Source organism: Pseudomonadota bacterium (assembly GCA_039028935.1).
Lineage (GTDB): Bacteria > Pseudomonadota > Gammaproteobacteria > Steroidobacterales > SZUA-146 > SZUA-146.
Genome location: JBCCHD010000004.1, coordinates 16,320 through 42,433, shown reverse-complemented (window position 1 = coordinate 42,433; position 26,114 = coordinate 16,320). Strand labels below are relative to the sequence as shown.

The 26,114-nt window shown below is 57.1% G+C and carries 15 protein-coding genes; 11 read left to right on the top strand and 4 right to left on the bottom strand.

What is annotated here, in order from left to right; genetic code table 11:
- Nucleotides 1-4 precede the first annotated feature (4 nt).
- Both AAF465_03050 and AAF465_03045 read right to left on the bottom strand, forming a co-directional pair.
- Nucleotides 5-1,471 carry a sensor histidine kinase gene (locus tag AAF465_03050; protein ID MEM7081686.1) on the bottom strand — a complete coding sequence of 489 codons (1,467 nt, stop codon included), beginning with the start codon at nucleotides 1,469-1,471 and terminating at the stop codon, nucleotides 5-7.
- Complete coding sequence (locus AAF465_03045) at nucleotides 1,468-2,172, bottom strand: response regulator transcription factor (GenBank protein ID MEM7081685.1); 705 nt, start codon at nucleotides 2,170-2,172, stop codon at nucleotides 1,468-1,470. Before AAF465_03045 ends, AAF465_03050 begins: the two co-directional genes overlap by 4 nt.
- 337 nt (nucleotides 2,173-2,509) lie before the next feature.
- On the opposite strand from AAF465_03045, the gene AAF465_03040 reads away from it, so the two are divergent.
- The 8 genes from AAF465_03040 (at nucleotide 2,510) to AAF465_03005 (ending at nucleotide 18,370) form a co-directional block, all read left to right on the top strand.
- Nucleotides 2,510-4,855 carry a TonB-dependent receptor gene (locus AAF465_03040; protein MEM7081684.1) on the top strand — a complete coding sequence of 782 codons (2,346 nt, stop codon included), beginning with the start codon at nucleotides 2,510-2,512 and terminating at the stop codon, nucleotides 4,853-4,855.
- Nucleotides 4,856-4,973: 118 nt separating this feature from the next.
- Nucleotides 4,974-6,611, top strand: a complete 1,638-nt coding sequence (locus AAF465_03035) for a long-chain fatty acid--CoA ligase (GenBank protein ID MEM7081683.1) — start codon at nucleotides 4,974-4,976, stop codon at nucleotides 6,609-6,611.
- Nucleotides 6,612-6,953: 342 nt separating this feature from the next.
- Nucleotides 6,954-7,532 carry a VPLPA-CTERM sorting domain-containing protein gene (locus AAF465_03030; protein ID MEM7081682.1) on the top strand — a complete coding sequence of 193 codons (579 nt, stop codon included), beginning with the start codon at nucleotides 6,954-6,956 and terminating at the stop codon, nucleotides 7,530-7,532.
- A gap of 194 nt (nucleotides 7,533-7,726) precedes the next feature.
- Nucleotides 7,727-8,731, top strand: coding sequence for a nitrilase-related carbon-nitrogen hydrolase (locus AAF465_03025; GenBank protein MEM7081681.1), 1,005 nt, complete (start codon nucleotides 7,727-7,729; stop codon nucleotides 8,729-8,731).
- Between the two features lie 3 nt (nucleotides 8,732-8,734).
- On the top strand, nucleotides 8,735-12,073 hold the full coding sequence (locus AAF465_03020; protein ID MEM7081680.1) for an ASPIC/UnbV domain-containing protein: 3,339 nt from the start codon (nucleotides 8,735-8,737) through the stop codon (nucleotides 12,071-12,073).
- Nucleotides 12,074-12,433: 360 nt separating this feature from the next.
- Complete coding sequence (locus AAF465_03015) at nucleotides 12,434-15,322, top strand: tetratricopeptide repeat protein (GenBank protein MEM7081679.1); 2,889 nt, start codon at nucleotides 12,434-12,436, stop codon at nucleotides 15,320-15,322.
- Between the two features lie 30 nt (nucleotides 15,323-15,352).
- The gene (locus AAF465_03010) at nucleotides 15,353-17,194 is read left to right on the top strand and encodes a CRTAC1 family protein (protein MEM7081678.1); all 1,842 of its coding nucleotides are present in this window, start codon (nucleotides 15,353-15,355) and stop codon (nucleotides 17,192-17,194) included.
- A 33-nt stretch (nucleotides 17,195-17,227) separates the two neighbouring features.
- Complete coding sequence (locus tag AAF465_03005) at nucleotides 17,228-18,370, top strand: PA0069 family radical SAM protein (protein ID MEM7081677.1); 1,143 nt, start codon at nucleotides 17,228-17,230, stop codon at nucleotides 18,368-18,370.
- 199 nt (nucleotides 18,371-18,569) lie between these two features.
- On the opposite strand, the gene glpK is transcribed toward AAF465_03005, so the two are convergent.
- Together glpK and AAF465_02995 are read right to left on the bottom strand one after the other, a co-directional pair.
- Entirely contained in the window at nucleotides 18,570-20,048 is a 1,479-nt protein-coding gene (gene glpK, locus AAF465_03000; protein ID MEM7081676.1) for a glycerol kinase GlpK, read from the bottom strand.
- On the bottom strand, nucleotides 20,045-20,569 hold the full coding sequence (locus tag AAF465_02995; protein MEM7081675.1) for a hypothetical protein: 525 nt from the start codon (nucleotides 20,567-20,569) through the stop codon (nucleotides 20,045-20,047). The genes glpK and AAF465_02995 overlap by 4 nt, the downstream gene beginning before the upstream one ends.
- 85 nt (nucleotides 20,570-20,654) lie before the next feature.
- On the opposite strand from AAF465_02995, the gene AAF465_02990 reads away from it, so the two are divergent.
- The 3 genes from AAF465_02990 (at nucleotide 20,655) to AAF465_02980 (ending at nucleotide 26,110) form a co-directional block, all read left to right on the top strand.
- Nucleotides 20,655-22,328 carry a CRTAC1 family protein gene (locus AAF465_02990; GenBank protein MEM7081674.1) on the top strand — a complete coding sequence of 558 codons (1,674 nt, stop codon included), beginning with the start codon at nucleotides 20,655-20,657 and terminating at the stop codon, nucleotides 22,326-22,328.
- Complete coding sequence (locus AAF465_02985; protein ID MEM7081673.1) at nucleotides 22,325-23,959, top strand: tetratricopeptide repeat protein; 1,635 nt, start codon at nucleotides 22,325-22,327, stop codon at nucleotides 23,957-23,959. The genes AAF465_02990 and AAF465_02985 overlap by 4 nt, the downstream gene beginning before the upstream one ends.
- A gap of 87 nt (nucleotides 23,960-24,046) precedes the next feature.
- On the top strand, nucleotides 24,047-26,110 hold the full coding sequence (locus AAF465_02980; GenBank protein MEM7081672.1) for a tetratricopeptide repeat protein: 2,064 nt from the start codon (nucleotides 24,047-24,049) through the stop codon (nucleotides 26,108-26,110).
- Nucleotides 26,111-26,114 lie beyond the last annotated feature (4 nt).

Sequence of the window (26,114 nt, the reverse complement as noted above, 5' to 3'; positions counted from 1 at the left end):
CGACCTAGGCGCACTTCAGTGCGAACGAAAACGCGGAGCCCTGGCCGAGTTTGCTCGCGACTTCGATTTTGCTGTTGTGGAGGTCGAGAATCTTTTTGACGATGGCCAAGCCCAATCCCGTGCCGCGCTGGCGATTGGGGTCGCCATTGCTGGACACAAACGTGCGCTCAAATATGCGAGGCAAATCTTCGGAGCTGATGCCCGCGCCGCTATCGAACACGGTGGTGACCACTCGGTTTTCGTGTTTCTTCAAGCACACGCGCACCATGCCATTTGAATCGGTGTGCTTGAGCGCATTATCAATCAGATTCTCGAGCACGCGTTCCAGCATGCCGATGTCGGCGGATACCAGTGCCGCTGTTTTTTCGATGTCGATTTCCAGCGTGACGCCTCGCCGTGCCGCATCGAGTTTGAATTTTTGCACAATGTCTTGAACGAGCTCGGCCATCGAAAACGATTCTTCTTTGATTTTTAAAATGCCCGCGTCGAGGTTGGAAAGCTCAAACAGTTCTTTGACAAGTTTACTGAGGTGTTCGCCATGGCGGCCGGCGGTTTCGAGATACTCGCGTCGCTGAGATTCGCTCAGTTCGTCGTACTTCAAGTACAGGGTGTCAATGTAGCCTTGCATCGACGCGAGCGGCGTGCGCAAGTCGTGTGAGACGTTCTGCATCAATTCACGTCGCCGCCGGTCGGTCTGCCGCAGCTCATACATCTGCTCGACAATTTTTCGCGACATGCGGTTGAACGTGACGGCGAGCGTATCGATTTCATCGTGCGAACCGGCGCGGTGATCGGCATTGACTACCTCAGAGAAACCGTTATCTCGGAACGCATTGAAACTGCCGACCAGGCGATGCAGCCGGCGGGTCAAGAGATAGAAAATAAGCAGCCCCGCAAGCAACGCAAAGCACATGATGGCCATTACGGCCACCACGCCGTTCTTTATGATGAGGCTGTTGCGTAGTCCGCGCACCGACGCCATGTGCGCTTCCCCGCCAAGTACCGCATAGAGATACCCCGTCACGTCTCCGGCATCGTTCATGACCGGCGCAGCAGAAAACACTTTTTGCGCCTGAGGATTGCGTGGATCATCCCCATACACGGGCAAGCGATCGGGGTTGGCGATAAAGCGCTTCACCGGCTCCAGCGCAATGGGTTGATCGGCGACGGCACCCTCGGGAAGCGCGTGGCCGACCACCTGGCCCTTAGGATCCAGTAGATAGACCTCGATTGACGGATTGATGATCATCACCATATGGGCAATGTCTTTCAGCGCATTCTCGTTGATGCGGTCTTCTTCCATGAGGTTTTGGGTTGCGACGACGTAATCGGCGATGGTCTTATTAAGTCGCTGTGTGACTTCTTGTTGATAACGCTCTGTGGTCCACCATGTGATGCCAACGGTGGCAAGGCCGATACACACTAGGATGCCGAGCAGAGCGGCAACCGAACGTAAAAACAGCGAGTTCATGCCGGTGCGGCTTGTTGGCCAAAGCGGTAACCCACTCCCCACACAGTGGTGAGTAACGAGGGTGAGGAGGGATCGGATTCAATTTTGCCGCGGAGACGGTTTATATGGGTGTTGACCGTGTGCTCGTACCCGTCGTGTCCGTAGCCCCAAACCTGATCGAGTAGTTGAGAGCGGGTGAAGACCACCCCCGGATGGCTCGCAAAATGGGCCAGCAGATCAAACTCTTTGGCGGTCAATGTGACGGAACCGCCACCGATCATCACATCGCGTGAATTCAGATCGATAACCAGGTCGCCCGTGCAAATCTGCTGCGGTGCGCCTTTTTGCTCGGCCATTTCACTGCGTCGAAACAACGCTTTGACCCGTGCGACGAGTTCGCGCACGCTGAACGGTTTGGTCAGATAATCGTCGGCGCCCAGTTCCAGCCCCAGCACGCGATCGATCTCCGCCGTTTTGGCGGTGATCATCACAATCGGCACGGTACTGCCAGCGTCCCGAAGTGCTTTGCAGATTTGCAGTCCGTCTTTGCCCGGCAACTGCAGGTCGAGCAACACCAGGTCCCACTCGCGCGATAGCGCCAGATCCATGCCCTCTCGCCCGTTGTGGGCTAGGGTGACATCGTCGCACACATCCTGAAGATGCAGTTTGATGAGCGCCGCGATATCGGCTTCATCTTCAATAACGAGGGCGTTCTTGGCCATATGAAATCTCACATCCATGGGGTTCAAATTAGCGGGTAAAACTCACGAAGAGTTCACGAAACCGTTCTTATTCACTAACGACCGCTTGGTTGGGCAGAATATTTCGCGCGGCCAACTCACGCTTTGGGTCATCCGCGCAGCGGTACCCCGGTCTGCGGTGATGCGGTGCGGCAATGCACGCCTTGAGTAGGACAAAAATTCGCCAAAAAACAACAGTCAGCGTTGCACTTGCCGGCCGGCAATTGCACAATAACGGCTTCGTCAAGGGGTGTTGAGGCGGCTTGTGCAGATCCGCGCGGGTGTTTTGTCTCTTCCTCACAACTGCAGGTCCGTGTGTATGTCTAACCCGAAACAAATTATCGGCGTCGCCTTCGTGGCGGTGGCCACTGTGCTCACCGCTGGCTGGTCGCTGCCCGCATTTGGTCAGGCCGCCTTGGAAGAGGTGGTGGTCACCGCTCGAAAACGAGAAGAAAGCCTCCAGGACGTGCCGATTTCGATTAATGCTCTCGGCGGCGCCAAGCTCGAAGAGGCGGGGATCGACAAGCTCGAGGATCTGCAGCTTTTTGTCCCAAACTTTCAGCTCACCGAGACCGGCATCAGTACTCAGATGTACATTCGCGGTATCGGCACCAGCAACAACCAGGGCTTCGAGCAGTCGGTGGGTACCTACATTGATGGCGTGTACTACGGACGTCAGCAGCTGATTCGGGCGCCGATGTTCGATCTGGCTCGCGTGGAGGTGCTGCGTGGGCCTCAGAGTATTTTGTTCGGTAAGAACTCCATCGCCGGCGCCCTTAACATGACAACCGCGAAGCCGACCGACGAGCGTACCGGTAAGGTGGCGTTGACAGTCAATCCCGATTTCGGTGGATACGAGGGACGGTTTGTGTTCTCCCAAGGCATCACCGACAACCTTGCCGGCCGACTGTCTGTGCGCTATTTCGAGGAAGACGGCTACGTGCGAAACACCGTGCGCAATGAAGACGAGGTGACGCGTGACGAAGCCACGGTGCGGGCGCAACTGCGGTTCACACCGACCGATACACAAGAGTGGAACCTGAAGGTTGAATGGAACGAATTCAACCAGACGGGCCGACAGATCGAGGTCATTCAAGATGATGCGACCGCGGCAAGCGGCGGCCTCACCTTCGCACAGGTATTGGGTCTGTTTGGCCAGCCTCTCGGTATTACCGAGACCGAGCTCGACTACGAGCGTCAGTCCGATTCGTTTGAGAAAAGCGACAACGAATTATTGAATTTCACGCTGATCGGAACATTTGACTACGCAAACGGCAACGCACTGACGTCCACCACGGCGTATGTCGAATACACGTTTGACGAAATCTGCGATTGTGATTTTGTCGGTGCCCCGATTTTCGATTTGCCCATGAACGAAGGCTATGAGCAAATCAGTCAAGAACTGCGATTGGCCTCACCCGGCGGAGAACGGGTGGACTGGCAGGCGGGTCTGTTTTTTCAAAAGAGCGATGTGGTTTTCCAAGACATGCTGCGGGTTCGCACCGACAGCATCCTACCGCTTGTCTCATCGTTGTTAACCAACCTGGTTAACCAAGGGGCTGCCCGCACATACGTCGCTGATTCCGAGCTCTACGCCGCGTTTGCTGAAGCAACGCTGAATTTGTCAGACCGCTTTCGCGTGACGCTCGGTGGACGTTATACGCGGGAAAATAAGTCAGGGTCGCGGATCGCAGAAGTCTTTGATCTGGCGCCTAATACTTTGGAAGTTACCGGCTTAAGCACCAACGCGGCGGCGCCGGCGCTGTTCGACTTGGTGTTCGGGTTCCAAAGTGAAAACTTCGAGGGCCACAATCTCCGCGGCTCGCGCACCGAGGGCTCCTTTACGCCGTCCATTAACATGCAGCTTGATTTGAATGATGACTGGATGGGCTATATTTCCGCGAGCACTGGGTTTAAGGCCGGCGGCTACGACGCCCGAGGTAACAACACGGATTCGTTTGAGTTCGATCAGGAAAACGCCACCGCGGTTGAAATTGGCGCGAAAGGTAAGTTTGCTGATGGCCGCGTCGAAGCCAATATTTCGGCGTACAACACGTATTACAGCGATCTACAGGTCAGTCAGTTTGACGGTCAGATTGGCTTTAATGTTGGCAACGCCGGCGAGGTACGTGCACGAGGCATCGAGCTGGATGGTCGTTGGGCCATTGCTGATGACTGGTCATCTACGTTCTCACTGGCGTATCTCGATCATGAGTTCACCGATTTTGCGAACGGTAACTGCTACAACCTGCAGGTGCCCAACGGTGCGGTTGTCAACGGCGAACGCCTCTGCGACTACACGGGTCTGTCGGGGCAATATACGCCGAAGCTGACCGGTTCGCTGTCCGTGGATTACTATCGGCCGCTGACCGGTAATTATGATTTACGCATGACTGCCGACATGTCGTACTCATCGGAGCAAAATGTTCATGTTAACCTGGACCCGCTGTATGACATCGACGCCTATGCAAAATGGAATTTCCGTGTCGCACTGGAAAGCGACAACTGGACTTTCGCGTTGTCGGGGCTCAATCTGACCGACGAGCGCGTGTTAACCTATGTGGGTAATAACCCATTGTCGGGCAGCACATTCAGCACCAACACGTTCTATGGGTTTGTGGCGCCACCGCGTACTTTCACCTTGTCAGCAACGTACGAATTCTAATTCGACGTCATCACACTGCTGCAAGAGAGGGCCTGCAATGCAGGCCCTTTTTTGTGGGTTAAGGCGAATGTGTTAAAAAGATGTCTCGCGTGCAGAACATATTGATAGGAGGTGTTTGATGCTGCCTGGTCTGATGATGGATGAACCGCTGGTAATCACGTCGTTTCTGCGCTACACGGAAAAGATATTCCCGAATGTAGAGGTTATTTCGGTGACGCAGGACGCGCCTCGACACCGCACCACGTACGGTGAGTGTTTCCGTCGCGCGCGAAAATTGGCCAATGCCCTCACGCGGCTCGGAGTGAAGCAGGGTGATCGCGTGGCCACGATGGCGTGGAATGACCACCGTCATTTTGAAGCCTACTACGCCATTCCATGCATGGGGGCCGTGTGTCACACGATCAATCCGCGCCTGTTTGCCGAGCAGCTCTTGCATATTGTGAATCACGCGGAGGACGAGTGGATTTTGACCGATCCACTGTTTGTTCCGCTGTTTGAGAAAATGCACGCCCATTTTGGTGGTGTTAAGGGCTATATAGTGTTGACCGACGAAGCCCATATGCCCGAAACCGGGCTGGATAACGTGTATTGCTACGAGTCGTTGATTCGCGGCGAAGCGGATGATTTTCGTTGGCCGGATGTGGACGAGCGGTCAGCCAGTTCGTTGTGCTACACCTCAGGTACCACCGGGAATCCCAAAGGTGTGCTGTACAGCCATCGCTCCAATTTTCTGCACACCATGACCTCCCTGCAGCCCAATATCTTCGATTTGAGCGTCAAGGATTGCGTGTTACCGGTCGTGCCGATGTTTCACGCCAACGCCTGGGGTGTGCCGTATGCGGCCCCAATTGTTGGCGCCAAATTGATACTTCCGGGGCCGAAACTCGCGGATGGCGCCACACTTTATGAACTGATGGACACCGAGGACGTGACGCTGGCGCTGGGCGTGCCCACGGTGTGGCTGGCGCTCCTGGAGTACCTTGATCAAAACAACCTGACGCTGGATAAACTCAAACGCACAATTGTGGGTGGGGCAGCGTGTCCAACGTCAATCATGGATGCGTTCCGCGACAAACACGATGTGTTTGTCCACCATGCCTGGGGCATGACCGAAACGAGCCCGCTGGGTACGTTTACTCCTAATTTGCATGAGTGTCCGGACGTCGCAGCGGATGAAATTGACACGCTGCGTGCAAAGCAAGGGCGTCCGCCCTTTGGCATCGACATTAAGATCGTCGATCCGCAAGGCAATGACTTGCCCTGGAACGGCAGCGATTTCGGTACGCTCAAAGTGCGTGGTCCGTTTGTCTGCAGCGGCTACTTTAAGCTCGACGAGAGTGACGCGCATGGTGAGGACGGTTGGTTTGATACCGGCGATGTGGCCACCATCGACCCGCGTGGTTTCATGGAGATTACCGACCGCGTAAAAGACGTGATCAAGTCGGGCGGTGAGTGGATCAGTTCACTGGAGCTGGAGGAGATCGCCATGCGCTGTGACGGTGTCGCCGAAGCGGCGGCCGTCGGTATCAATCACCCGAAGTGGACCGAGCGACCCCTGCTGGTCGTGGTGAAAAAAGCCGGGTCCGATCTTGACGCGGCGAAACTCAAAGGCTGGTTTGACGGCAAAATGGCGAGCTGGTGGATGCCGGACGATGTGGTGTTTGTGGATGAGTTGCCACACACCGCAACCGGTAAGCTCAATAAGCTCAAGATTCGCGAACAATTTGCGGACCATTATGCCGAGTCGGCGACCTGAGCCAAGCCCCACATTCACCGGCACGGGCTGAGTGTTCGCGCCGACCGGGTGCGCAAGTCGGACTTTGGGCCGTGTGACGACGGCGCTGACAACAACGGCCACACAAGGACTTAGGCGTATCGCGAGGAATATGTCAAAACATTGTCGCATCTCGCCGTGGCGGTGCTAGACTGTCAAGCATAAAACGAGCCAGCAAAAAGAGAACAATGGCTCATACAGGCCGATTCGTGCGGCCGGCGTTAAAAGAAGTGGGGCAGTCCGGGTACAGCTGTCGACACTGACAACAACATGCCTCCGCCGAAGACTATATAACGATATAACGCCCACAATGGGGGATAAGTAATGACACGATTTATCAAGGCGATTGCACTCGCATCTTTGTTTGGTTTTGCCTCGACCGTTGCGGCGGACACAGTCAGTTATTCGGGTGATACTGAAACCAGCGCAGACGGCAGCTGGATGCACCCCAACGCAACGTTTACGATGCTTGATCTCGACACCACGCTGTACTCTGTACAGACGTTTACTGTGTCCGAAGACGGTCTGTATGACATTACGTCTGCACAGGGTATGAACTCGGCGGGCACGCAGTTCGACGGCATGATCTTTTTGTACGCGGATGTGTTTGATCCGACCAACGGCTTGCTGAACGGTATTGCGGCCGATGACGACGGCCCGGGTGGCCCTGGCACATCTGAAATCGCGGGCGTTAGCCTTACGGCCGGCACAACGTATTACCTTGTGACGACCGGGTTTACATCAGAAGACACGTCATTTGGCGGACCGGCTGGCCCGTTTACCAACACGATTTCGGGCAACGGCACGATCGACCTCCAGCAGGTCCCGCTGCCGGGCGCCGTATGGCTTATGTTGAGTGGCCTGATCGGCCTGCGCGCCGTGCGGGGTCGCCGTTCAGCGTAAGCGTCTAACCTTTGATCCATGAGCCCCGCGTCGCGGGGCTTTTTTTTGTCCGTTTTTCGTGATGGTCGTGTGAAGGTCGGACACAAGCCGTGCGCGGGGCGTTATCATGGGTTCTTTAGATTGATTATCGGGCAGCGATCGATGCTGGGCAGTCGCCTGGGCAGAGGATCATGCGCCGTCAGATGGAACACCAGATGACAGACCTCTACTACGCGGCAGCGTGTCAAACCGACTTCGAGGCGCCGGCAGACCGCAGCGGTATTGCCGCCAATACTCGGCGCATGTGCCAGATGCTGGAGCAAACGGTAGCCGGCTACGAGCCGTTCTACGACGTGCGATTGTTTGTGTTTCCCGAATTTGCCCATGCGGTGCCGGCGTATCCCACGGTGTCGGCGCTCAAAGAGAAACTGGCGTTACCGATTCCCAACGAGCATACCGAACAATACGAACGGGTAGCCAAGAAACTCGGGGTATACATTCAAACTGGCACCTTCTTGGAAGTGGATGAACGCTATCCCGGTGCGCTGTTCAACACAACAGTGCTAATCGGCCCAACCGGTATCTTGAGTCGCTACCGAAAGGTCAACACGTGGATACCGTGGGAGGTGCATACGTCTCCGGCTGACTTAGCGAATTATCAAGACGACTTGTTTCCGGTCGTCGAGACCGACATCGGTAGGCTCGGTGTCGCCATATGTTACGACTGGCTGTTTCCGGAGACCATTCGGCAACTCGGGTTCAATGGTGCCGAAGTGATCATTCGGGTCTCGGCGTATATGAATCCATGGGGCACGGCGGAACCCATGAACTGGTGGGGATTGATCAATCAGACGCGCGCAATCGAGAACACGGCCTACGTAGTGGCGTCTAATCAAGGCGCGGAATTTGCCCACTATCCGCCATTTTGTTGGCCGGGCGGCAGTATGGCGGTAGATTACGATGGCCGCGTATTGGCGCAAGCCGATCCGGGGCCGGGCGAGCGAGTCGTAGTGGCACCGATTAATCTACCCGCCTTGCGACATGAGCGCGCACGTCGCGAAGGGCATGACATGCGTGCGCACCTTCGCACGGGTGCCCACAGTTACTATCAGCGCGACTATTTGGCACCCGCTGGCGATGAACCGATTTCGATTGAGTCGCTCAAGGCCCGCATCAATACCGCCAAATCGTCCCTCACGCCAACCAAGAAGGATCGCTAACGCATGTTCGCTCACATAGGTTTGAATCGGCTTACGCACTGGCGGCCCTGTCTTTGGTTGATGGTCCTCGCGCTCGCGGCATGCGGCGACACGGGTGAATCATCCGTCGATCAACGCCCACTCGGCGCCAAAGATATCGACATTAATAATCGCGGTGTCGCGCTCATGGGCTACTTTGACTACGCCGGCGCGCGTGAGGCCTTTCGCGAGGCCGTGGACCGACAGCCCGATTGGGCGGATGTGAAAATTAACCTGGCCATTGCCACGCTCAACCGACAGATGGACGGCGATGAAGTGTTGGCACGCGGCTACTTAGATGAGGTGTTGGCGCAGTCGCCGGATAATTTGCGCGCGCATTTTGTCTCGGGTTTGTTGTCAGAACGTGCCGGCGACGCGGATCGCGCCAAGCAGCACTACCAGACCGTGCTCGACGGCGATCCGGGTGATGCCTACGCCGCGTATTACTTAGCGGTGCTCACGCAAACCGAGGCGCCCCAAAAAGCGCTCGCACTGTTTGAGCGCGCGATCGAACTTGATCCGTATTTGCGCAGCGCGTACTACGGCGCATTTTTGCTCAACGTGCGGTCAGGCAATCGGGAAGCCGGGCTCAAGATGCAGGCGGTCTATGAGCGACTGGCCGACAACCCTCGAGCGCGTCTTGCCGAAACCAAATACACCCGCATGGGCCCAAAGGCCAACGCGCTCGCCATTGGTTTGAGGGAGCCGGTGGATGCGGACATGCCAGAAGGGGCCCTTTTTGGCGCACCGCAGACTATTGCGACGTTCGATGTGCCGCAGTCTCGGTCGCTAACGACCAGTGATCTGGCGGGCAATGGCCTTCAGGATATTATTATCAACAATCCAGACGGTCAGACACTGGTAGTGAGTGCCGGAGAAGATGAGTATCAAAAAGAGACTCAAACGCTCGACGAGGTGGGTGCGGTAACAGCGGTCGCGTGGGCCGACATCGACAACGATGGAGGCGTTGACCTCGCCACGTGTGGTGCGCGCGGTGCCAACGTGCGGTTGGCCGCCGCGTCCGGTGCGTGGGACGCACCACGTGCGTTGCCCAACACCGGTCGCCCCTGCGCTGACTTACAGCTGGTTGATGCGGATCACGATGGTGATCTGGATGTGCTCATTGCCTATCAGGCCGGGGCTCATGATGTGATTAATAACAACGGCGACGGATCGTTTCGAAGTCTTCGCGCCGAGCGCGATCTGTTCTTTGGTGACGCACCTGGACGGCAGTTGTTGGCGACCGATTTGGATGGGGATCGGGATACTGATTTATTGGCCGTGCAAGAGGGCGGCGTGGCCGTGCTCTTCAACGATCGCTTATGGGATTACTCAGTCGCCGCCGATGTGCCGGCGGCCAATGTACCTGAGAGCCTGCTCAATGCCGACGTCCTCGCGCTCAGCGCCATGGATCGCAATGCAGATGGCCGGGTTGAGCTGTACGGCGTCACCACGGCCGGTGAGCTGGTGCGTTGGTCACGCGACAATGCCCCCCGTTGGACAGAGCGGGTTTTGGCCACTGTCAATTTGACCTCGTCGCCGCGTAGTGCGGAACTGGCCGTGAGCGATTTCAACGGCGATGGAATGCCGGATTTGCTGCTCGTTGATGGCGAGGGCGTCGCGGTGTTGGACGTTGGGGACACAGGGGTATCCGAGCTGTTTCGCTATCGCGCGTCCGTCGTTTCGGCATTGCCTTTGGTCGCGGATGCGGATCGTGGCCCATCGCTCATCACGGTGATCAACACTGAGAGCGGACAACAGCTTGTGCACCTGCCGCCCGGGCCGGGCCGGGGCTTGTTTACAGCGCTGACGTTTGAGGGGCAGGAAGAAAAAGCCGACTCGATGCGCTCCAATCGTTCTGGCGTGGGCACGCGTGTCGCCGTGCGGCGTGGATCATCGTGGACAGTCAAGGACACCTTCGACCGGCACAGCGGACGTGGACAGAGCGCGCAGCCTTTGTCGGTGGGTATGGGGACTTACGATCACATCGATTACATCGCCATTGACTGGTCAGACGGTGTTTTTCAGACCGAGCTGGATTTGCGCGCCGGCCAAACTCATCGCATCACTGAAACCCAGCGACAACTGTCGAGTTGTCCCGTGCTGTTTGCTTGGAACGGCGATGAATGGGCCTTCGTCAGTGATGTGCTGGGGGTCGGCGGTATCGGATTCTTGCACGATCCTGCGGCACAGGGGGACGCGCGATATGGGGCGCCGCGACCGTGGGAGTACTTCGCCATCGCCGAATCCGCCATGCAGCCCAAAGACGGTGTGTTAGGGCTCAAAATTACTGAGCCGATGGAGGAATTGGCGTTGCTCGATACGGTGCAACTTGTCGCGTACGATCTGCCGCCTGGGCTTGACATGGTACTGGATGAGCGCATGGGTACCGGCGCGCCAACGGTCACCGGGCAGGCTCAATATTTTCGGCGTGAACATCGGCCTGTTCGCGTAACACGCGACGACGGTCTTGATGTAACGGCGAGCGTGCGGTCAACGGATTTTATGGCGGCAGACTTGGGCGATGCCCATCCTCGCTTTTTGGGTATGCTCGATTCAACCCGTACGCTCACCCTCGAGTTTGATCAACCTCTCGATACGTTGGACAACCCACTTCTGCTCAAAGCCAGTGGTTGGGTGGAATACCCGTACTCACAAACGGTGTTCGCGGCGTGGCAAAGTAATGCGCTCTACACACCTCCGTCACTGGAAGCGGGCGACGGGCGGGGCAATTGGGTGATGCTGCTAAATGCCTTTGGCTATCCGGCCGGTATGCCTCGAGAGATGTCCGTGCCGCTGGGTGCGCTCCCTGCAGGGACGACACAATTACGACTCAGCAGCAATTTAGAGATTTATTGGGATGCGTTGAGCGTTGTCGAAGAGGTTGACGTGCGCGAGTCTGACATCAAGCGGCAGTTCCTGGCGCTGCGCGGGGCAGAGCTAATGCAGAGCGGCTTTCCACTGCGTATCGCTCAGCCACAGAAACGCCCAGACTATGACTTCGATCGACGCGTACCGTTTTGGGACACGCGTTATCCCAAAGGTTACTACTCAAAATTGGGCGATGTGCGCCCTCTTTTGGAACAGACCGACGGCGCATTTGTCGTGATTGGTCCGGGTGAGGATGTTGAGCTGAGCTTTGAACAGCCAGCCCGGCTTCACGATGGCTGGACGCGTCGATACGTATTGTTTGTGTCGGGCTACGCCAAAGATATGGATATGTACACGCAAAATTCGGGCACAGTGGGGCCACTGCCTGTCTTACCGTCGGCCAATGAACGACTGCACGAGCAATTTAACACCCGATATCGTGACAGTTACTAGCCGCCGACGGGGAAGCGGCCGGTGATCGATAGGGACTTCGTTGTCGCGGAGGCGATAGCCTGCAATGTGCGCTCTCGACGTTGACATAACGTGGTGTGTGGCCATCGCCGGACGGTTCAACCGCTTCGGATGACGTGCCAAGAGTGGCGACGGCGGCGGTGGCATTTATAATAATAGAGGCAGTTTGTCGAAGAGGGCCCGGGCCAATACAGAGCCGCTCGTAAAGCGGAGGGTACCGAGTCGCAGGGCAGGTGTAGTGGGAAGTGCGCCTTATCATTGAAGATCTTCCGACGGGCAGCCAGGACAGAGGCGGTTGGGCGCCGCAGCGGTCAAAGGGAATAACAAGGCCAAGAACAACTGATGACGCGCAAGAGAAGAAAATATGTGCCGGCCGTAGGGCCGAAACTCAAGAAGCTGCTAATCGCAGTGTTCGTGCTGTTCGCACTATTGTCGGCGAATGCTATTTACTTGGTCGCGACGTCGCTGCTCGAGTGGAGCACCGGCAATACGTACCAGAACTTTTTCTATCAGTACATGTTCTTAGCGCATTTGGCGCTGGGCTTGATTGTGATTCTGCCGGTCATCGTGTACGGCGCGATTCATATTAAGAACGCGCACAATCGTCCTAATCGTCGTGCCGTGAAGGTAGGGTACGCGCTGTTTTTCGTCGCAATCGTGCTACTGATTACCGGACTCACGCTAACGCGCGGTGTGCCCCTTGTGGAGATTCGGCACGAGGGTGCTCGTAGCACGGCTTATTGGCTGCACGCGTTGTCGCCGCTACTCATAGTCTGGTTGTTTGTGCTTCATCGACTCGCCGGGCGGCGTATCAATTGGCGAGCGGGCCTGTGGGTAGGCGGCGTTGCCGCCACATTGACGGCCGTCGCGCTTGTTTGGCAAATGCGCGACCCACGCCAATGGAATGTCGAGGGCCCAGAAAGTGGCGAGCAGTACTTTTTCCCGTCGCTTGCGCGTACCGCAAGCGGGCAGTTTATTCCAGAAGAAGCACTGATGATGGACGGCTACTGTGAGCAATGTCACGCCGATACCCACGCGAGCTGGCAAGACAGCATGCACCACATCAGTTCCTTCAATAACCCCGCGTACCTTTTTTCGGTGCGCGGCACGCGGGCGATGTCGATGGAGCGCGATGGCTCGGTGCAGGCAGCGCGTTTTTGCGCGGGTTGCCATGACCCGGTGCCGTTTTTCAGTGGTGCGTTTGACGACCCAAATTTTGATGATGTGAATCATCCGACCGCCCATGCGGGCATCACGTGCACGAGTTGTCATGCGATTACGCATATCAACAGTGTGCGTGGAAACGCTGACTACACGATCGAAGAGCCGCTGCACTATCCCTTCGCTTACAGCGACAACCCATCGCTGCAGGCGATTAATCGTCTGTTGGTCAAAGCCAAGCCAGAGTTCCACAAAAAGACCTTCTTAAAGCCGTTGCACAAGACCACCGAGTTTTGCGGGACCTGCCACAAAGTGCATTTGCCTGAGGAGCTCAACGACTACAAGTGGCTGCGCGGACAAAATCACTACGATACGTTTTTGCTCAGTGGTGTATCCGGTCATGGCATCACCAGTTTTTACTATCCACCTAACGCCCAGACCAACTGTAACGGTTGCCATATGAAACATGAGATCTCAGACGATTTCGGCGCCAAGGCGCTGGATGACTCGGGCGATCTCAAAGTGCATAACCATCAGTTCCCAAGCGCCAATACGGCGATTCCGCATGTGTTGGGATTTGGCGATCGAGCCAACGACGCGCATCGTAAGATGCTGGAAGGATCGTTGCGCGTCGATCTATTTGGCCTCAAAGAAGAAGGTCGCATCGATGGGTTATTACATGCACCGCTAACGGCCGACAGCCAGGTGTTGGTAGCCGGCAAAACCTATCTGCTCGAAACAGTGCTGCGTACGCTGACCTTAGGTCATCCGTTTACTCAAGGTACGGCCGACTCCAACCAGGTGTGGGTCGAGGTGACCGTGACCGCCGGCGATCAAATGATTGGAGCGAGCGGCAAAATCGACCCCAAAACGGGCGAGGTCGATCCGTGGTCGCACTTTGTCAATGCCTATGTGCTGGATAAAAACGGTGATCGCATTGCGCAGCGTAATGCCGAAGATATTTTCACTCCGCTCTACAACCATCAGATTCCACCCGGCGCGGCGGATGTGGTGCACTATCGCTTTACCGTGCCGGACGATGTCGCTTCGGTCACGTTGGACGCGCGATTGCATTACCGCAAGTTTGACACGGCGTATTACCGACTCTTTATCGACGATGCCGACGCCTACAACGATTTGCCGATCATTACGATTGCTGGCGACCAGGTTACCTTACCGGTCGCGCCGTCTGACGAGGTGATCGCCTCGCCGGAAGACGATGCCGATCGGGTCGTCGCGCTGCGCTACCAAGCCGCGGCCGAGCCGATGAATCCGGACGTGCCGATCGCCCGCGATCGGCGTGATCCGGTACCGCTATGGCAGCGGTGGAACGACTATGGCATCGGTTTGTTGCGCAAACAGGGCGCCGGCGAATTGCGTCAAGCGGAATATGCCTTCGAGCGCGTGCAGGCGCTCGACCGTGCCGATGGCGATTTAAACCTCGCGCGCGTTTACATTCGTGAGGGTCGCTTGGATGACGCGGTGCGCATGTTGCAGCAAGCGGCCGAGCACGATTCGCCCTCACCGCCTTGGTCGGTGGATTACTTTACCGGCCTGGTCAATAAGCAAAACGGCTATCTTGAGCAAGCCGTTGCGAACTTCGAGAACATAGTGGCGACGCGCTACCAAAACGCGCGTGAGCGCGGTTTTGATTTCAGCAAGGATTACCGTTTGCTCAACCAGCTGGCGGATACGTACGTTGAGTTGTCCAAACTCGAGCGCGGTGAGATGCGCACTCAGGTGCTCAGCAAAGCGCAGACAACGTATGCCCAAGCGCTGGCCATCGATCCTGAGAACGCCACGGCTCACTACGGACTGTCGCAGGTCTACGCGCTGCTCGACGAACTGGAAAATGCCGAGTATCACCGTGACCTGCACAGCAAATACAAGCCTGATGATAATGCGCGCGATGCCGCCATCGCCGCCGCGCGCCGCAACAATGCGGCCGCCAACCATGCCGCCGACCCGATCGTGATCAACGATTTGCAGCGGCGGCCGCGGGCGGTTCCTTCCGATACATTAAGTTCAACTCGCCAACCTCGGCATGACAGCTTCGGGGATTCGCATTAAACTGCCGGTTTTCAGGCCAGCCAACACACTATGAATGATCCGGGAAAACGTCCCTCCAAAGCGCCTATTTGGGACTCACTCAATGAGGAGAGCGAAGAGCAGGATGACGCCATTATTGGTGTTTATCTGCGCCGCTCGCTGTGGGTATTTGCAGGGCTTGCCTTTATCGGGGCCGCTATCTATGCCTGGCAACAGCGTGATCGAGGTGAGGTTGAGGTCATCGAAACGAATGCACCGGCAGCGGCTGCTGTCGCCGCGGTGACAATCGATGCGCCGAGCATCCCATTCACGGACATGACGGCGGACGCCGGAATACAGTTTGTGCATAACAACGGCGCGTATGGCGAAAAGCTATTGCCTGAAACGATGGGTGGTGGGGTCGCCTTGTTCGATTACAACAACGATGGACTGGTTGATATCTTCTTCGTCAATTCCACCGCATGGCCCACGCAGATCGATGCGCCGGCTACCACTCACGCGCTGTACCGCAATCGCGGAAACTGGCGGTTCGAGAACGTCACTGCAGAGGTGGGGCTGGCGCTGTCTGATTACGGCATGGGCGTCGCAGTCGGTGATTACAATGGCGATGGATACGAGGATTTGTATGTGACCGCGGTGGGCTCGAATCGATTGCTGCGTAACCGAGGCGGCAAACGCTTCACCGAAGAGTCTCTCGGGGTTGAAGGTGGTCTCGATGAGTGGAGCACGAGCGCCGCGTTTTTTGACATGGACAATGACGGCGACCTAGATCTATTCAGCACCAACTATGTGGTGTGGTCTCGCGACATTGATTTTGAAGTTGATTATCAACTCACCGGTATCGGCCGAGCCTATGGCCCGCCTACCAATTATCGGGGCACGCAATCTCGATTGTGGCGGAATGACGGCGATACCTTTGTGGACGTGAGCGAGCGAATTCACGTGACGAATCCGGCCACTGACAACCCGGTGGGTAAGGGGCTGGCCGTGCGGCCCATGGATATTAATCGCGACGGACGCCTTGACCTTGTGGTGGCCAACGACACGGTGCAGAATTTCGTCTTCGTCAATCAAGGCGAGGGTCGGTTCGATGAGCAGGGTGCGGTGATGGGCATGGCGTTTGATAACAGTGGTAACGCCACGGGCGCCATGGGCGTGGATGCGGCCTATTATCAAAACTCCGACGATGTAGCGATTGTGATTGGTAACTTTGCCAATGAGATGAGTTCGTTTTACGTGTCGCGAGGCAGTGACGTATTCACTGACGAGAGCATCGTTTCGGGCATTGGTCCTGACAGCCGTCGTGCGCTGAGTTTTGGTTTGCAGTTTTTCGATGCCGACCTCGACGGACGCACGGATTTACTCACAGCGAATGGGCATGTGGAGGATGACATTAATACGGTGCAGCCAAGTCAGCGCCACGCACAGCCCGCACAGCTTTTTTGGAACTGTGGTCCAACCTGTCGACGAACCTATACGCGTATCGCGGACGATCAGCTCGGTGCGTTTTCAACGCCGATCGTGGGGCGCGGCGCGGCGGCCGCTGACCTCGATAATGACGGCGATCAGGACGTCGTGCTCACTCAGACAGGGGCTCCGCCCTTGGTGCTGCGAAACGACCAGAGCACCGGCGATTTTTGGATTCGTATCGCGCTTCAGCAACCCGGCGATAACCCGCGCGCCATCGGCGCCAGTGTCACCCTCACGGCGGGCGACAGCGTGCAGCGACAGACCATCATGCCGGCTCGAAGCTATTTATCCCAGGTGCCGGCCGATGTGACGTTTGGCCTTGGTACCGCCCGCGAAGCGCGGGTGAGTGTGACCTGGCCTGATGGAAAAATCATGAATTACAATAATTTAGAAATAAATCGGGCGCATACTTTGCGGCGTTGATGCGCATCGATAGATACTGTATAAATATACAGTATGAAACACGACGCCATCCAAGATCTATTCGAAGGCGCCACATCCCGGGTGGCCAACCTCAATGCACCGCTTCATCGAACGGTCCGCCCAGGGCGCGGGGTCGCGTCGCAACCTACGCCACGGTTTGCCGAGTGTATCCGCGAGGCGGTGGTGGACGATGGGTTGTGCGACGAGGACCTGCCACCGAGTCGCGTACCGACTCACGTGACACGCGAACAATCGCGCTCGATCATCAGCCGCAATCAATCGCCAGATGTGCCGTTCGATCAGTCGGTTAATCCGTATCGTGGCTGCGAGCATGGGTGCGTCTATTGCTACGCTCGACCGAGCCACAGCTATTTGGATCTATCGCCGGGGCTTGATTTCGAAACCCGCTTGTATGCGAAAACGAATGCGGCTGCGTTGTTAGAAAAAGAACTGATGGCACCAAATTACGTGTGTTCACCGATCAATCTCGGTGCCAATACCGATCCCTATCAGCCGGTCGAACGCACGCATAGCATTACCCGGCAGTTGCTCGAGGTGTTTGATCGATTGGATCACCCACTTACCCTCATCACCAAAGGTGCTTTGATCCAACGCGATCTGGATATTCTCGAACGCCTCGCCGCAAGGCGGCTGGTGTCGGTGGCAATCAGTGTGACGACACTCGACAATGGCCTGAAGCGCACGCTTGAGCCGCGCACCGCGTCGCCCGCATCGCGTCTTAATACGATCCGCGCACTCCGCGACCGCGGCATTCCCGTTACCTTGCTTCTCGCACCTGTCATCCCGGCACTCAATGATCACGAAATCGAGCGCATCGTGCACGCCGCCGCTGAGGCGGGTGTGAGCAGTGCGCGCTATATTTTTTTACGCTTGCCCTTAGAGGTGAAGGAGCTGTTCGCCGAATGGCTCATTGACCACTATCCGTTGCGCGCCCGCCATGTGCTCAACCTCATTGGCGAAGCACGAGATGGCACCGCCAATAGCACAACGTTCGGTGAGCGCATGATCGGCAGTGGACCCTACGCAAAGATGATTCAGTCGCGGTTTGATAAGGCGGTCAAAGCGGCCGGACTGGACGTTGACAGCCGGCTTCAGCTCAATACTGACTTATTTGTGCGACATCACCCGGCTCAGGCGCAGCTTTCGTTGCTCTGATCCTGGGCGACTGGGCGGTACGGTGAGTGCGTCGCGCCATGAGATTCGCGATGTCAAACCATTGTCCTGCCTCGACGCGTTGTCGCGAACCGCCATCACACGAAGTCGAAACGCCAGGTGGTGAGCAAGTGGCACCCAGCCAAGCGCGCATCGATCAACGCTGAGACGGGTGACCGCGGCGGACGGCTCGTTGTCAGCGCTATGGCGTGAGCCGCACCTGCGCGATGGCGTGATTCCATCGGTCGATCTTGGCTTGTCGACGCGCGCTGTCCATGGCCGGCGTGAACGCTCGATCGAGTGCCCATATTTCCGTGAGCTGATCCTGCGAGCCGATAACCCCCGCGCCCAGTCCTGCAACGGCGGCCGCACCCAGTACCGTGGTTTCGATGTTTCGGGGTCGTTGAACGGGCAGTTCGAGTATGTCCGCGAGTAATTGCATGACCCAGTCATTGGCGCACATGCCGCCGTCGACGCGTAGACTGCTGATGGACGCGCCGTCGGCCCGCATTGCGTTGAGCAGATCGAAGGACTGCAAACACACCGACTCCAGCGCTGCGGCAACAATGTGCTCGTAGCCTGTATTGCGCGTGAGGCCGAGAATGGCGCCTCGTGCATTCGCGTCCCAGTGGGGTGCGCCGAGCCCGGTGAATGCCGGTACCATCACCACGTTGTTGTCGTCGTCCAGTGCGCGTGCAATGCCTTCACTGTCAGCGGCATGCTCAAGAACCTGCAGTTTGTCACGTAGCCATTGAACGACTGCACCAGCGATAAAAACCGACCCTTCCAGCGCATAGGATGTCGTGTTGTTGAGTCGATAGCCGATGGTGGTTAACAGCTGGTGGTTGGATGTTAGTGCTTCCGATCCAGTATTGAGCATGACAAAGTTGCCAGTGCCATAGGTGCTTTTGATCATGCCAGGTTCAAAGCACGCTTGACCGACGGTTGCGGCATGTTGATCGCCTAACACGCCATGAATCGCGACTGGCCGTTCGAACAATGCGTGCGCATTCCCAAAGTGGGCGTCGCAATCTTGAACATGTGGCAAAACACTGCGCGGAATGCCGAAAATATCGAGTAGTTCGTCATCCCAGTCGAGCGTGTGGATATCAAACAACATAGTGCGACACGCGTTGGTCACGTCGGTCACAAAACGCTCGCGTTTTGTGAGCATGAATATGAGATAGCTGTCGACCGTGCCCATGGCAAGGTGTCCCGTATCAGCGAGTTTGCGTGCTCCCTCTACGTTGTCGAGTATCCAGCGCATCTTGGTGGCCGAAAAATACGCGTCGAGTAGTAGACCGGTTTTTCGTGCGATCGTATCGCGGTGGCCGGCACGCGCCAGCGCCTGGCAGAATTCGGCGGTTCGACGATCCTGCCAAACTATCGCGGGCGCGATGGGTTGTCCCGTGCGTGTATCCCAGGCGATGGTGGTCTCGCGTTGATTGGTGATACCAACCGTTACCACCTTTGAGGCATTGACCTCGGACAGGGCGCGTTCGCAGGTGTCGAGCACCGATTGCCAAATCTCCTGTGCGTCATGTTCCACCCAACCGTCCTGAGGAAAGTGCTGCGTAAATTCTTGTTGCGCACTGGAGAGCACCGTGCCTTGCGAATCAAAGACGACCGCTCGGGAGCTAGTTGTGCCTTGGTCAATAGAGAGAATGAGGTCGTTAGTCATGATGTGTCACCATCGCGATCGGCGTCGTTGTAATCGGGATACACCTGTTGAAAGCGACCGTCCGCTATGGCGCGATCGCGATCGGCGGCGATATCCTCAAGAGAGGTAGCGCAGGTATACGGCGTTTCATGCCAACGGCGCCAGATTTTAAATCGAGTGTCGTAGGTCGTATCACGCAACCAGCGTTGATCGAATTCGGCGCTGAGTTCGACATACGAGTAATGGTACGTCTCGGCATTGTTCTCATCGGATATTACCGAGATATGCAGGCCGTTGTCATCGACATACCACTCGCCGCGGTCTGTCCAGGCAGATTCGAGCTCGGAAGACAGGCAGGTAAACAAATCAATTGTCATCGTGCCATCGGCAAAAAACGTGGTGTTTGAATGCAGTGTTGTGACGCCGTTGGGCCGAATGCTATACCAGTCGCCCACATAGTTCGTGAACGGCGCGTTCGATTGACTGGGCGCGGGTTGGCAGCCGGCAAGGCCGACGACAATCAACAGGATCAGTGCTCGCATACGGCACAGTGTGGCTAAAAACCGAGAAATTTGAAAGCCGAGCCCTGAATGTGGCGCCGAATTGGGTGAAAGGTAGAATGAGAGCGTGCAAGCGATATCAACAGTATGGTTAGGGACGCTTCTGGTGCTGCTGGCGGGCTGCAGCGAACCACGGTCGGATGCGTTATTTGAGGATGTGACCGAGCTCAGTGGCATGGTGGTAGAGCGTCAGAGCATGGTGGCCCCGACATTGTCACTACCGGCGATAATGGGCACCGGCGTTGCCTTATTGGATGCCGATAACGACGGCGATCTGGATGTTGTTCTTGTCAAAGGAGGACAAGACGCCGGCACTTCAACGGCATTTAGTCAGCTGTGGCTGAATGAATCCGACGGTGACTTACGGTTTACTCCGGGGCCGCGTTTACCGCGTAGCTCGCAAGCGGGGAGGCTGGCGGGTATCGCGGTGGCGGACGCAAACCGCGATGGCCGTCTCGATGTTCTGATCACAACGACCGAGACCGACCAACTGTTGCTGAATACGAACGAGGGTTGGCGCTCGGCCGATACCGCGGTGTCGTCGCTCGCACAGTGGAGCGCGTCTGCGGTGTGGTTTGATGCCAATCGTGATGGATGGCCGGATCTCTACGTGACGGGCGTGGCGGCGTTTGACGCCGATGTGGTGTGTCGGTCCAATACCAGCCTGCCGGATTATTGTGCGCTCACCGATTACGCGCCGCTGTCTGATCGACTGTTTCTCAATCGTGGCGTTGACGAGAACGGGGATGGCCTGACGCCGCGATTCGAAGATGTCTCGAGACAATGGGGTCTGACGCGCGTGCAGGCGCCGAGTGTCAGTATGCGCATCCTGGATGTGAACGGCGACGATTGGCCAGATGTCTACGTCAGTCATTACGGTGTTGACAACGCCCTTTGGGTAAATCGTGCCGGTCGAGGCTTTGAAAATCGCGCGCGCGAATACGGCCTGGCCAGCGGTTTCGTAGCGGATCAAACGCGCAGCGTCGGCGTCGACGCCGCTGATCTAGACCGTGATGGTGACATGGATTTGGTGGTGGCGCTGGATCAAGGTCAATCGCACCAATTACTCATCAACGAAGGCAATGTCTTTTTGCCGATGGCGTTTGGCGCCGGTGGGGTGAGCGTCGCGCAAAGCGGCGGCGGTTTAGCGTTGTTAGACGCCGATGCGGATGGTTGGCTTGATGTATACGTAGCAAACGGTGCGTGGCGACAGCAGCAGCGTCAGCTCGACGCGAGCGACACGCTTCCGCTTCGACAAAGCAATGGCCTGTTTATGGGGCGCGGTGAGGCCCAGGGTTTTCGCAAGGCACCTGAACAGATCGAACCGCTAACCCCACGAAGCGATGTGTCGCGCGGAGTGGCGGCTGGTGATTTGGATAACGACGGTGATCTTGATCTTGTGATCACTAGCGACAGCGGCGTGCAAGTGCTACGCAACCGGACGAATCCGGGTCAATGGGTGGGGGTGCGCCTAGTGTCAAACTCGTCGAGCGTGATATCCGGGGCGCGGGTGCGCTTACTGGAACCCAGCGCATCGTTGGCACGCGAATACCGACCCGGCCATAGTTATTTGTCGTCTGGCGATTCACGCTTGGTGTTTTATCGTGAGTCTGCCCCCGCACCTGCCGACCCTGTAGCGCTCGTCGTGGAGGTCGTGTGGCCAGAGGGTGATCGCGAAGAGTTTCGTTTGGTCTCTCAGCCGCGGTATCACACGCTCATCCGCGGTGAGGGCAGCCCATGAAGCGAGCGAGTTGGCAGCGGCGAGCGGTTGTGATGGCGGTCGTAATGGCTCTGGGGTTAATGAGTTGCGAGAGCGAGCCCGCGCCCGAAACTCGCATTCGTCACCCAGACGTTGTGCTCCTCTCTGAGCAGGTGCGTCGCACGCTGGAAAACGCAGTTGCACAGTGGCGACTTCGTGTGCGCCAGTCGCCGACGGCCGCCGATCGCGCTCAGGCGTACGCCGAGTTGGGTCGAATTTATCTTGCCCATCATTTCGACCACGCCGCAGCCGATGCGCTGCGTGTGGCCGTGTCCGATCACTCGACTGCCCCCAATGAGTATTACTTTGGATTGGCCTTGGCCGCGATCCATCGAGATGATGAAGCGCTGGCCGCTTTCGAGCGCTCGCTGGCCCTAAGCGAAAACGCCGAAGTTCGGTTTGCGCGCGCTGAATTGCGGTTGCGCAGCGACGATCGAGTGGGCGCATTGAGTGACATTGATGCGTTGGCGAGCAACCTTGAGAGTGCGGCAGCGGACGAAACTGAAACAACCACGCCGCGTACCCAAGCCGCTTGGCAGATGGTGGCCGCGCGTGCGTTGCTATTGGAACGTCGATTTGATGAAGCGACGGCTCGCGTGGCGCGGGCGCGAGAACTGATGCCCGACGTGTCCTCGCTCAATGCCGCCGCGGCAACGTTGAGTCGACTCCAAGGAAATGAGCGGGCAGCGCGTCGTCTGTTACAGAGCGGAAGCGCACAGTTGCTGGGGGCGGATACGCCCTTACGCGCGGCTCTGGCCGAGTATTCGCGTGGACCGGCGTTTTTTTATGATCGAGCAGTCGAGCGCATGCGCCAACGTCAATTTGCGCTCGCGCTCCAGGATTTTGCAGCCACCGTCGATATTGCACCCAGCGACGGTCAGGCTCGCTTGGCCTACGCCCGTGCGCTGGAAGTGGTCGGGGATATTCAGGGCGCCGAAGCGCAATACCGGTTAGCCGTCAACGCCGAGACGGCAGTGTCTTGGTATTTTCTTGGCGCCTTGTATGAGCGTCAGGGTATGGATGAGAAGAGCGTGGTCCACTATGAGCGTGCTGTCGCGCTGGACGGTGACTATTTGCCGGCTCGTGTTCAACTGGCGCATGCGCTGTTTCGCTCGCGCGATTATGCGGACGCGCTCACTCAGTATCAGTTCGTTGCCGATCGCCATGACAATCATCTTGAGGCGCGACAGTACGCCGGTATGGCGGCGTTAATGCTCGGGGACTGCGAGCGCGCACCCGCTTGGTTTGAAGCGGCGGTTGCGGTGAACGCCAACAGTCGGGCCGCTTTGCAAGGGTTAGCGCGCAGTTTCGCGGTTTGCTCAACGAATGCGGAGGAACTCAGCCGGGCGCAGGACATTGGCGAGCGCCTCGAAGAAACGCGGCCAGACACCTCGGCAGCCGAAACGTTGGCGATGGTATTTGCGGCGCTCAACGATTTTGATCGGGCAAAACGTCTTCTCGAACTGGCGATACAGCGCAGCGGAGAGTCACCAATGGGTGGTCTTGAGGATCGCCTGGTAACCATTGAGTCGGGCGAGCGATTGCGGCGCGGCTGGCTTTCGTCTGATCCGATGCTCACACCGCCTAGACTGACGATGCGCGTACCGCCGTAGCGTCGTGCGCGTTATGGGAAACGACGCGCCTTAGGCAACCGCCCTATGCTAAACTCCCGGAGTTAAAACAGTGGTTTGCGAGGATTTGTGGCCGACACAAAAAGCCCAGACAGCGCGTTGGAGAGTGGTCGGGAGGCCCTTCTTAAGGGAGATCTCGACGCCGCGCAGCAACATTATCTTGCCGGGCTTGAGCTCGAGCCGGACAACGCCGAAGTACATCATGCGCTGGCCATTGTTGAAAAGCGCTTAGGGCACTTCGATCGCGCGGAGCAGTATCTGCATGACGCCATTCGCCTCAACCGCTATGGCGTTGGCTTTCAAAATAGTTTGGGCGATGTGCTCGTCGCACAGCATCGACTGCGCGAGGCCGAGGCGGCGTATTTTGAAGAGCTCAGAATGCGCCCCGAGTTTTCACTCTCTCACAACCAGCTCGGCACCTTGTTTCTTCAAACAGGCAATGTGTCTCGAGCCATCAAGCATTTTCAGTCGGCATTGCAGTTCACCCCAGACTACGCTGAGGCAGCGATAAACTTGGGGTATGCACTCTATCGAGATGGGCAGCACAAAGAGGCGGCGGAGGCCCTAACTCGAGCTCTTGAACTGGACGAACGAAGTGCGCGAGCGAACGCCGTGCTCGGGCATGTGAAACTTGTCCAGGGTGAAACAACCGAAGCGGCCGCGCGCTTTGAACGAGCGCTGGTGCTCAATCCCAATTGTGCTGAGGCGGTGCGCGGAATGGCCGACATGCGGCTTCGTCAGGGCAAAATTCAGGAAGCCATCGCCGCGTACAATAAAGTTCTGCAGCTTGATGCCAATAATGTCGAGGCGACCCGAAGCCTCGCGCAAATTTGGTTAGGGCAGGGGCTGTGGGAGGTCGCGGAGCAATTCTTTCGGCGCGCGCATGAACTGGCACCGACGGATCTGGCGGTTCTGAACCAACTCGCGCATCTCCAGGTTGAGCGTGGTTCGACAGACGAAGCGATTGACAGCTATGAAAAGGCGCTGCAGCTGCGACCGTCTGACCAGGATAGTCTGGCTGGCTACGGAAGACTGAAGGCCATGACTGGCGACACAAAACTGGCATTGTCAAAGCTGTCGGCCGTTATCCATTCCGGACGCGCGCAGTCCAATTTGGTGGCCGCTTATGCTCGATTACTCGGGGCGTCGGCACGTCGCCGGGATGGAATTACCGTGCTCGAGCAGCGCTTGCGCACACGTATTCCCGACGAAGAAAAAGTCAATCTGCATTTTACGCTCGGCGATTTGTTGGGCGCTGATGCGTCGTATGATTTGGCGTTTCACAACTACCGAATAGCCAACCAACTTAAGCAGGCGCGATTCGATGCGGCGCGATTTGTGCGCGTGTGTCAGCACATTGAGTCCGCTTTTAGCAAAGAGGCGATGGCCTCCGCGCCCCGCGTTGGCGATTCAGGCGAGGGATTGGTGTTTATGCTGGGCATGCCGCGAGCGGGTGTCAAAGTAATCGAACAACAGCTTCGCCAACACAATGAAATTGTTAGCATGGGCGGCTCGTCATTTGTTGAGCTAGCGGCGTATCGTTTGTGCTCGGAACAGGGGTTTTCGTGGCCTCATGCAGCCGATGAGCTTGATCAGTCCGTGCTCGGACGCTATGCCGCGTTGTATCAAGATCGAATGCGCTTAGTGGCGGATCAGACTCACGTGCTGGTTGATGCAACGTGGCGCAACTTTTTGTATTTGGGACTCATTGAGCTGATGTTTCCGAAGGCGCGCATCGTGTATTGCGCGCGTGACTATCGGGATATCGCGTTGTCGTGTTATTTCACGCATTTTTCGGCCGCGGCCGGCAGTACATCGTTTGCTTACAACATGAACGACATCGCCACGTACATCAATGCACACAAGCGCTTGATGGCACACTGGCAGTCGGTGCTGACGCTGCCGATGCATGTTGTCACGTATGAGCGCATGATTCTTGAGTACGATACAGAAGCCGCGTATCTACTGCGTTTCTTGGGTCTTCAAGGTCACACAGACGTTAACGATGACGAAGAGCGTTTGCCTCAGCCCTCGTCGCTCAAATCGATCTCGTTGCGTCGTTATCGGCACTATAAACATCATCTCGAGGGCTTAGTCGAGATGCTCGAATCACCGCCCGATAAGGCGTTCTAAGGGC

Coding starts and splice junctions, on each gene's coding strand:
- AAF465_03025 (MEM7081681.1), top strand. CDS start 7,727: ATGACAGACCTCTACTACGCGGCAGCGTGTCAAACCGACTTCGAGGCG.
- AAF465_03045 (MEM7081685.1), bottom strand. CDS start 2,172: ATGGCCAAGAACGCCCTCGTTATTGAAGATGAAGCCGATATCGCGGCG.
- AAF465_03010 (MEM7081678.1), top strand. CDS start 15,353: ATGAATGATCCGGGAAAACGTCCCTCCAAAGCGCCTATTTGGGACTCA.
- AAF465_02985 (MEM7081673.1), top strand. CDS start 22,325: ATGAAGCGAGCGAGTTGGCAGCGGCGAGCGGTTGTGATGGCGGTCGTA.
- AAF465_03020 (MEM7081680.1), top strand. CDS start 8,735: ATGTTCGCTCACATAGGTTTGAATCGGCTTACGCACTGGCGGCCCTGT.
- AAF465_03035 (MEM7081683.1), top strand. CDS start 4,974: ATGCTGCCTGGTCTGATGATGGATGAACCGCTGGTAATCACGTCGTTT.
- AAF465_03040 (MEM7081684.1), top strand. CDS start 2,510: ATGTCTAACCCGAAACAAATTATCGGCGTCGCCTTCGTGGCGGTGGCC.
- AAF465_03005 (MEM7081677.1), top strand. CDS start 17,228: ATGAAACACGACGCCATCCAAGATCTATTCGAAGGCGCCACATCCCGG.
- AAF465_02995 (MEM7081675.1), bottom strand. CDS start 20,569: ATGCGAGCACTGATCCTGTTGATTGTCGTCGGCCTTGCCGGCTGCCAA.
- AAF465_03030 (MEM7081682.1), top strand. CDS start 6,954: ATGACACGATTTATCAAGGCGATTGCACTCGCATCTTTGTTTGGTTTT.
- AAF465_03015 (MEM7081679.1), top strand. CDS start 12,434: ATGACGCGCAAGAGAAGAAAATATGTGCCGGCCGTAGGGCCGAAACTC.
- AAF465_03050 (MEM7081686.1), bottom strand. CDS start 1,471: ATGAACTCGCTGTTTTTACGTTCGGTTGCCGCTCTGCTCGGCATCCTA.
- glpK (MEM7081676.1), bottom strand. CDS start 20,048: ATGACTAACGACCTCATTCTCTCTATTGACCAAGGCACAACTAGCTCC.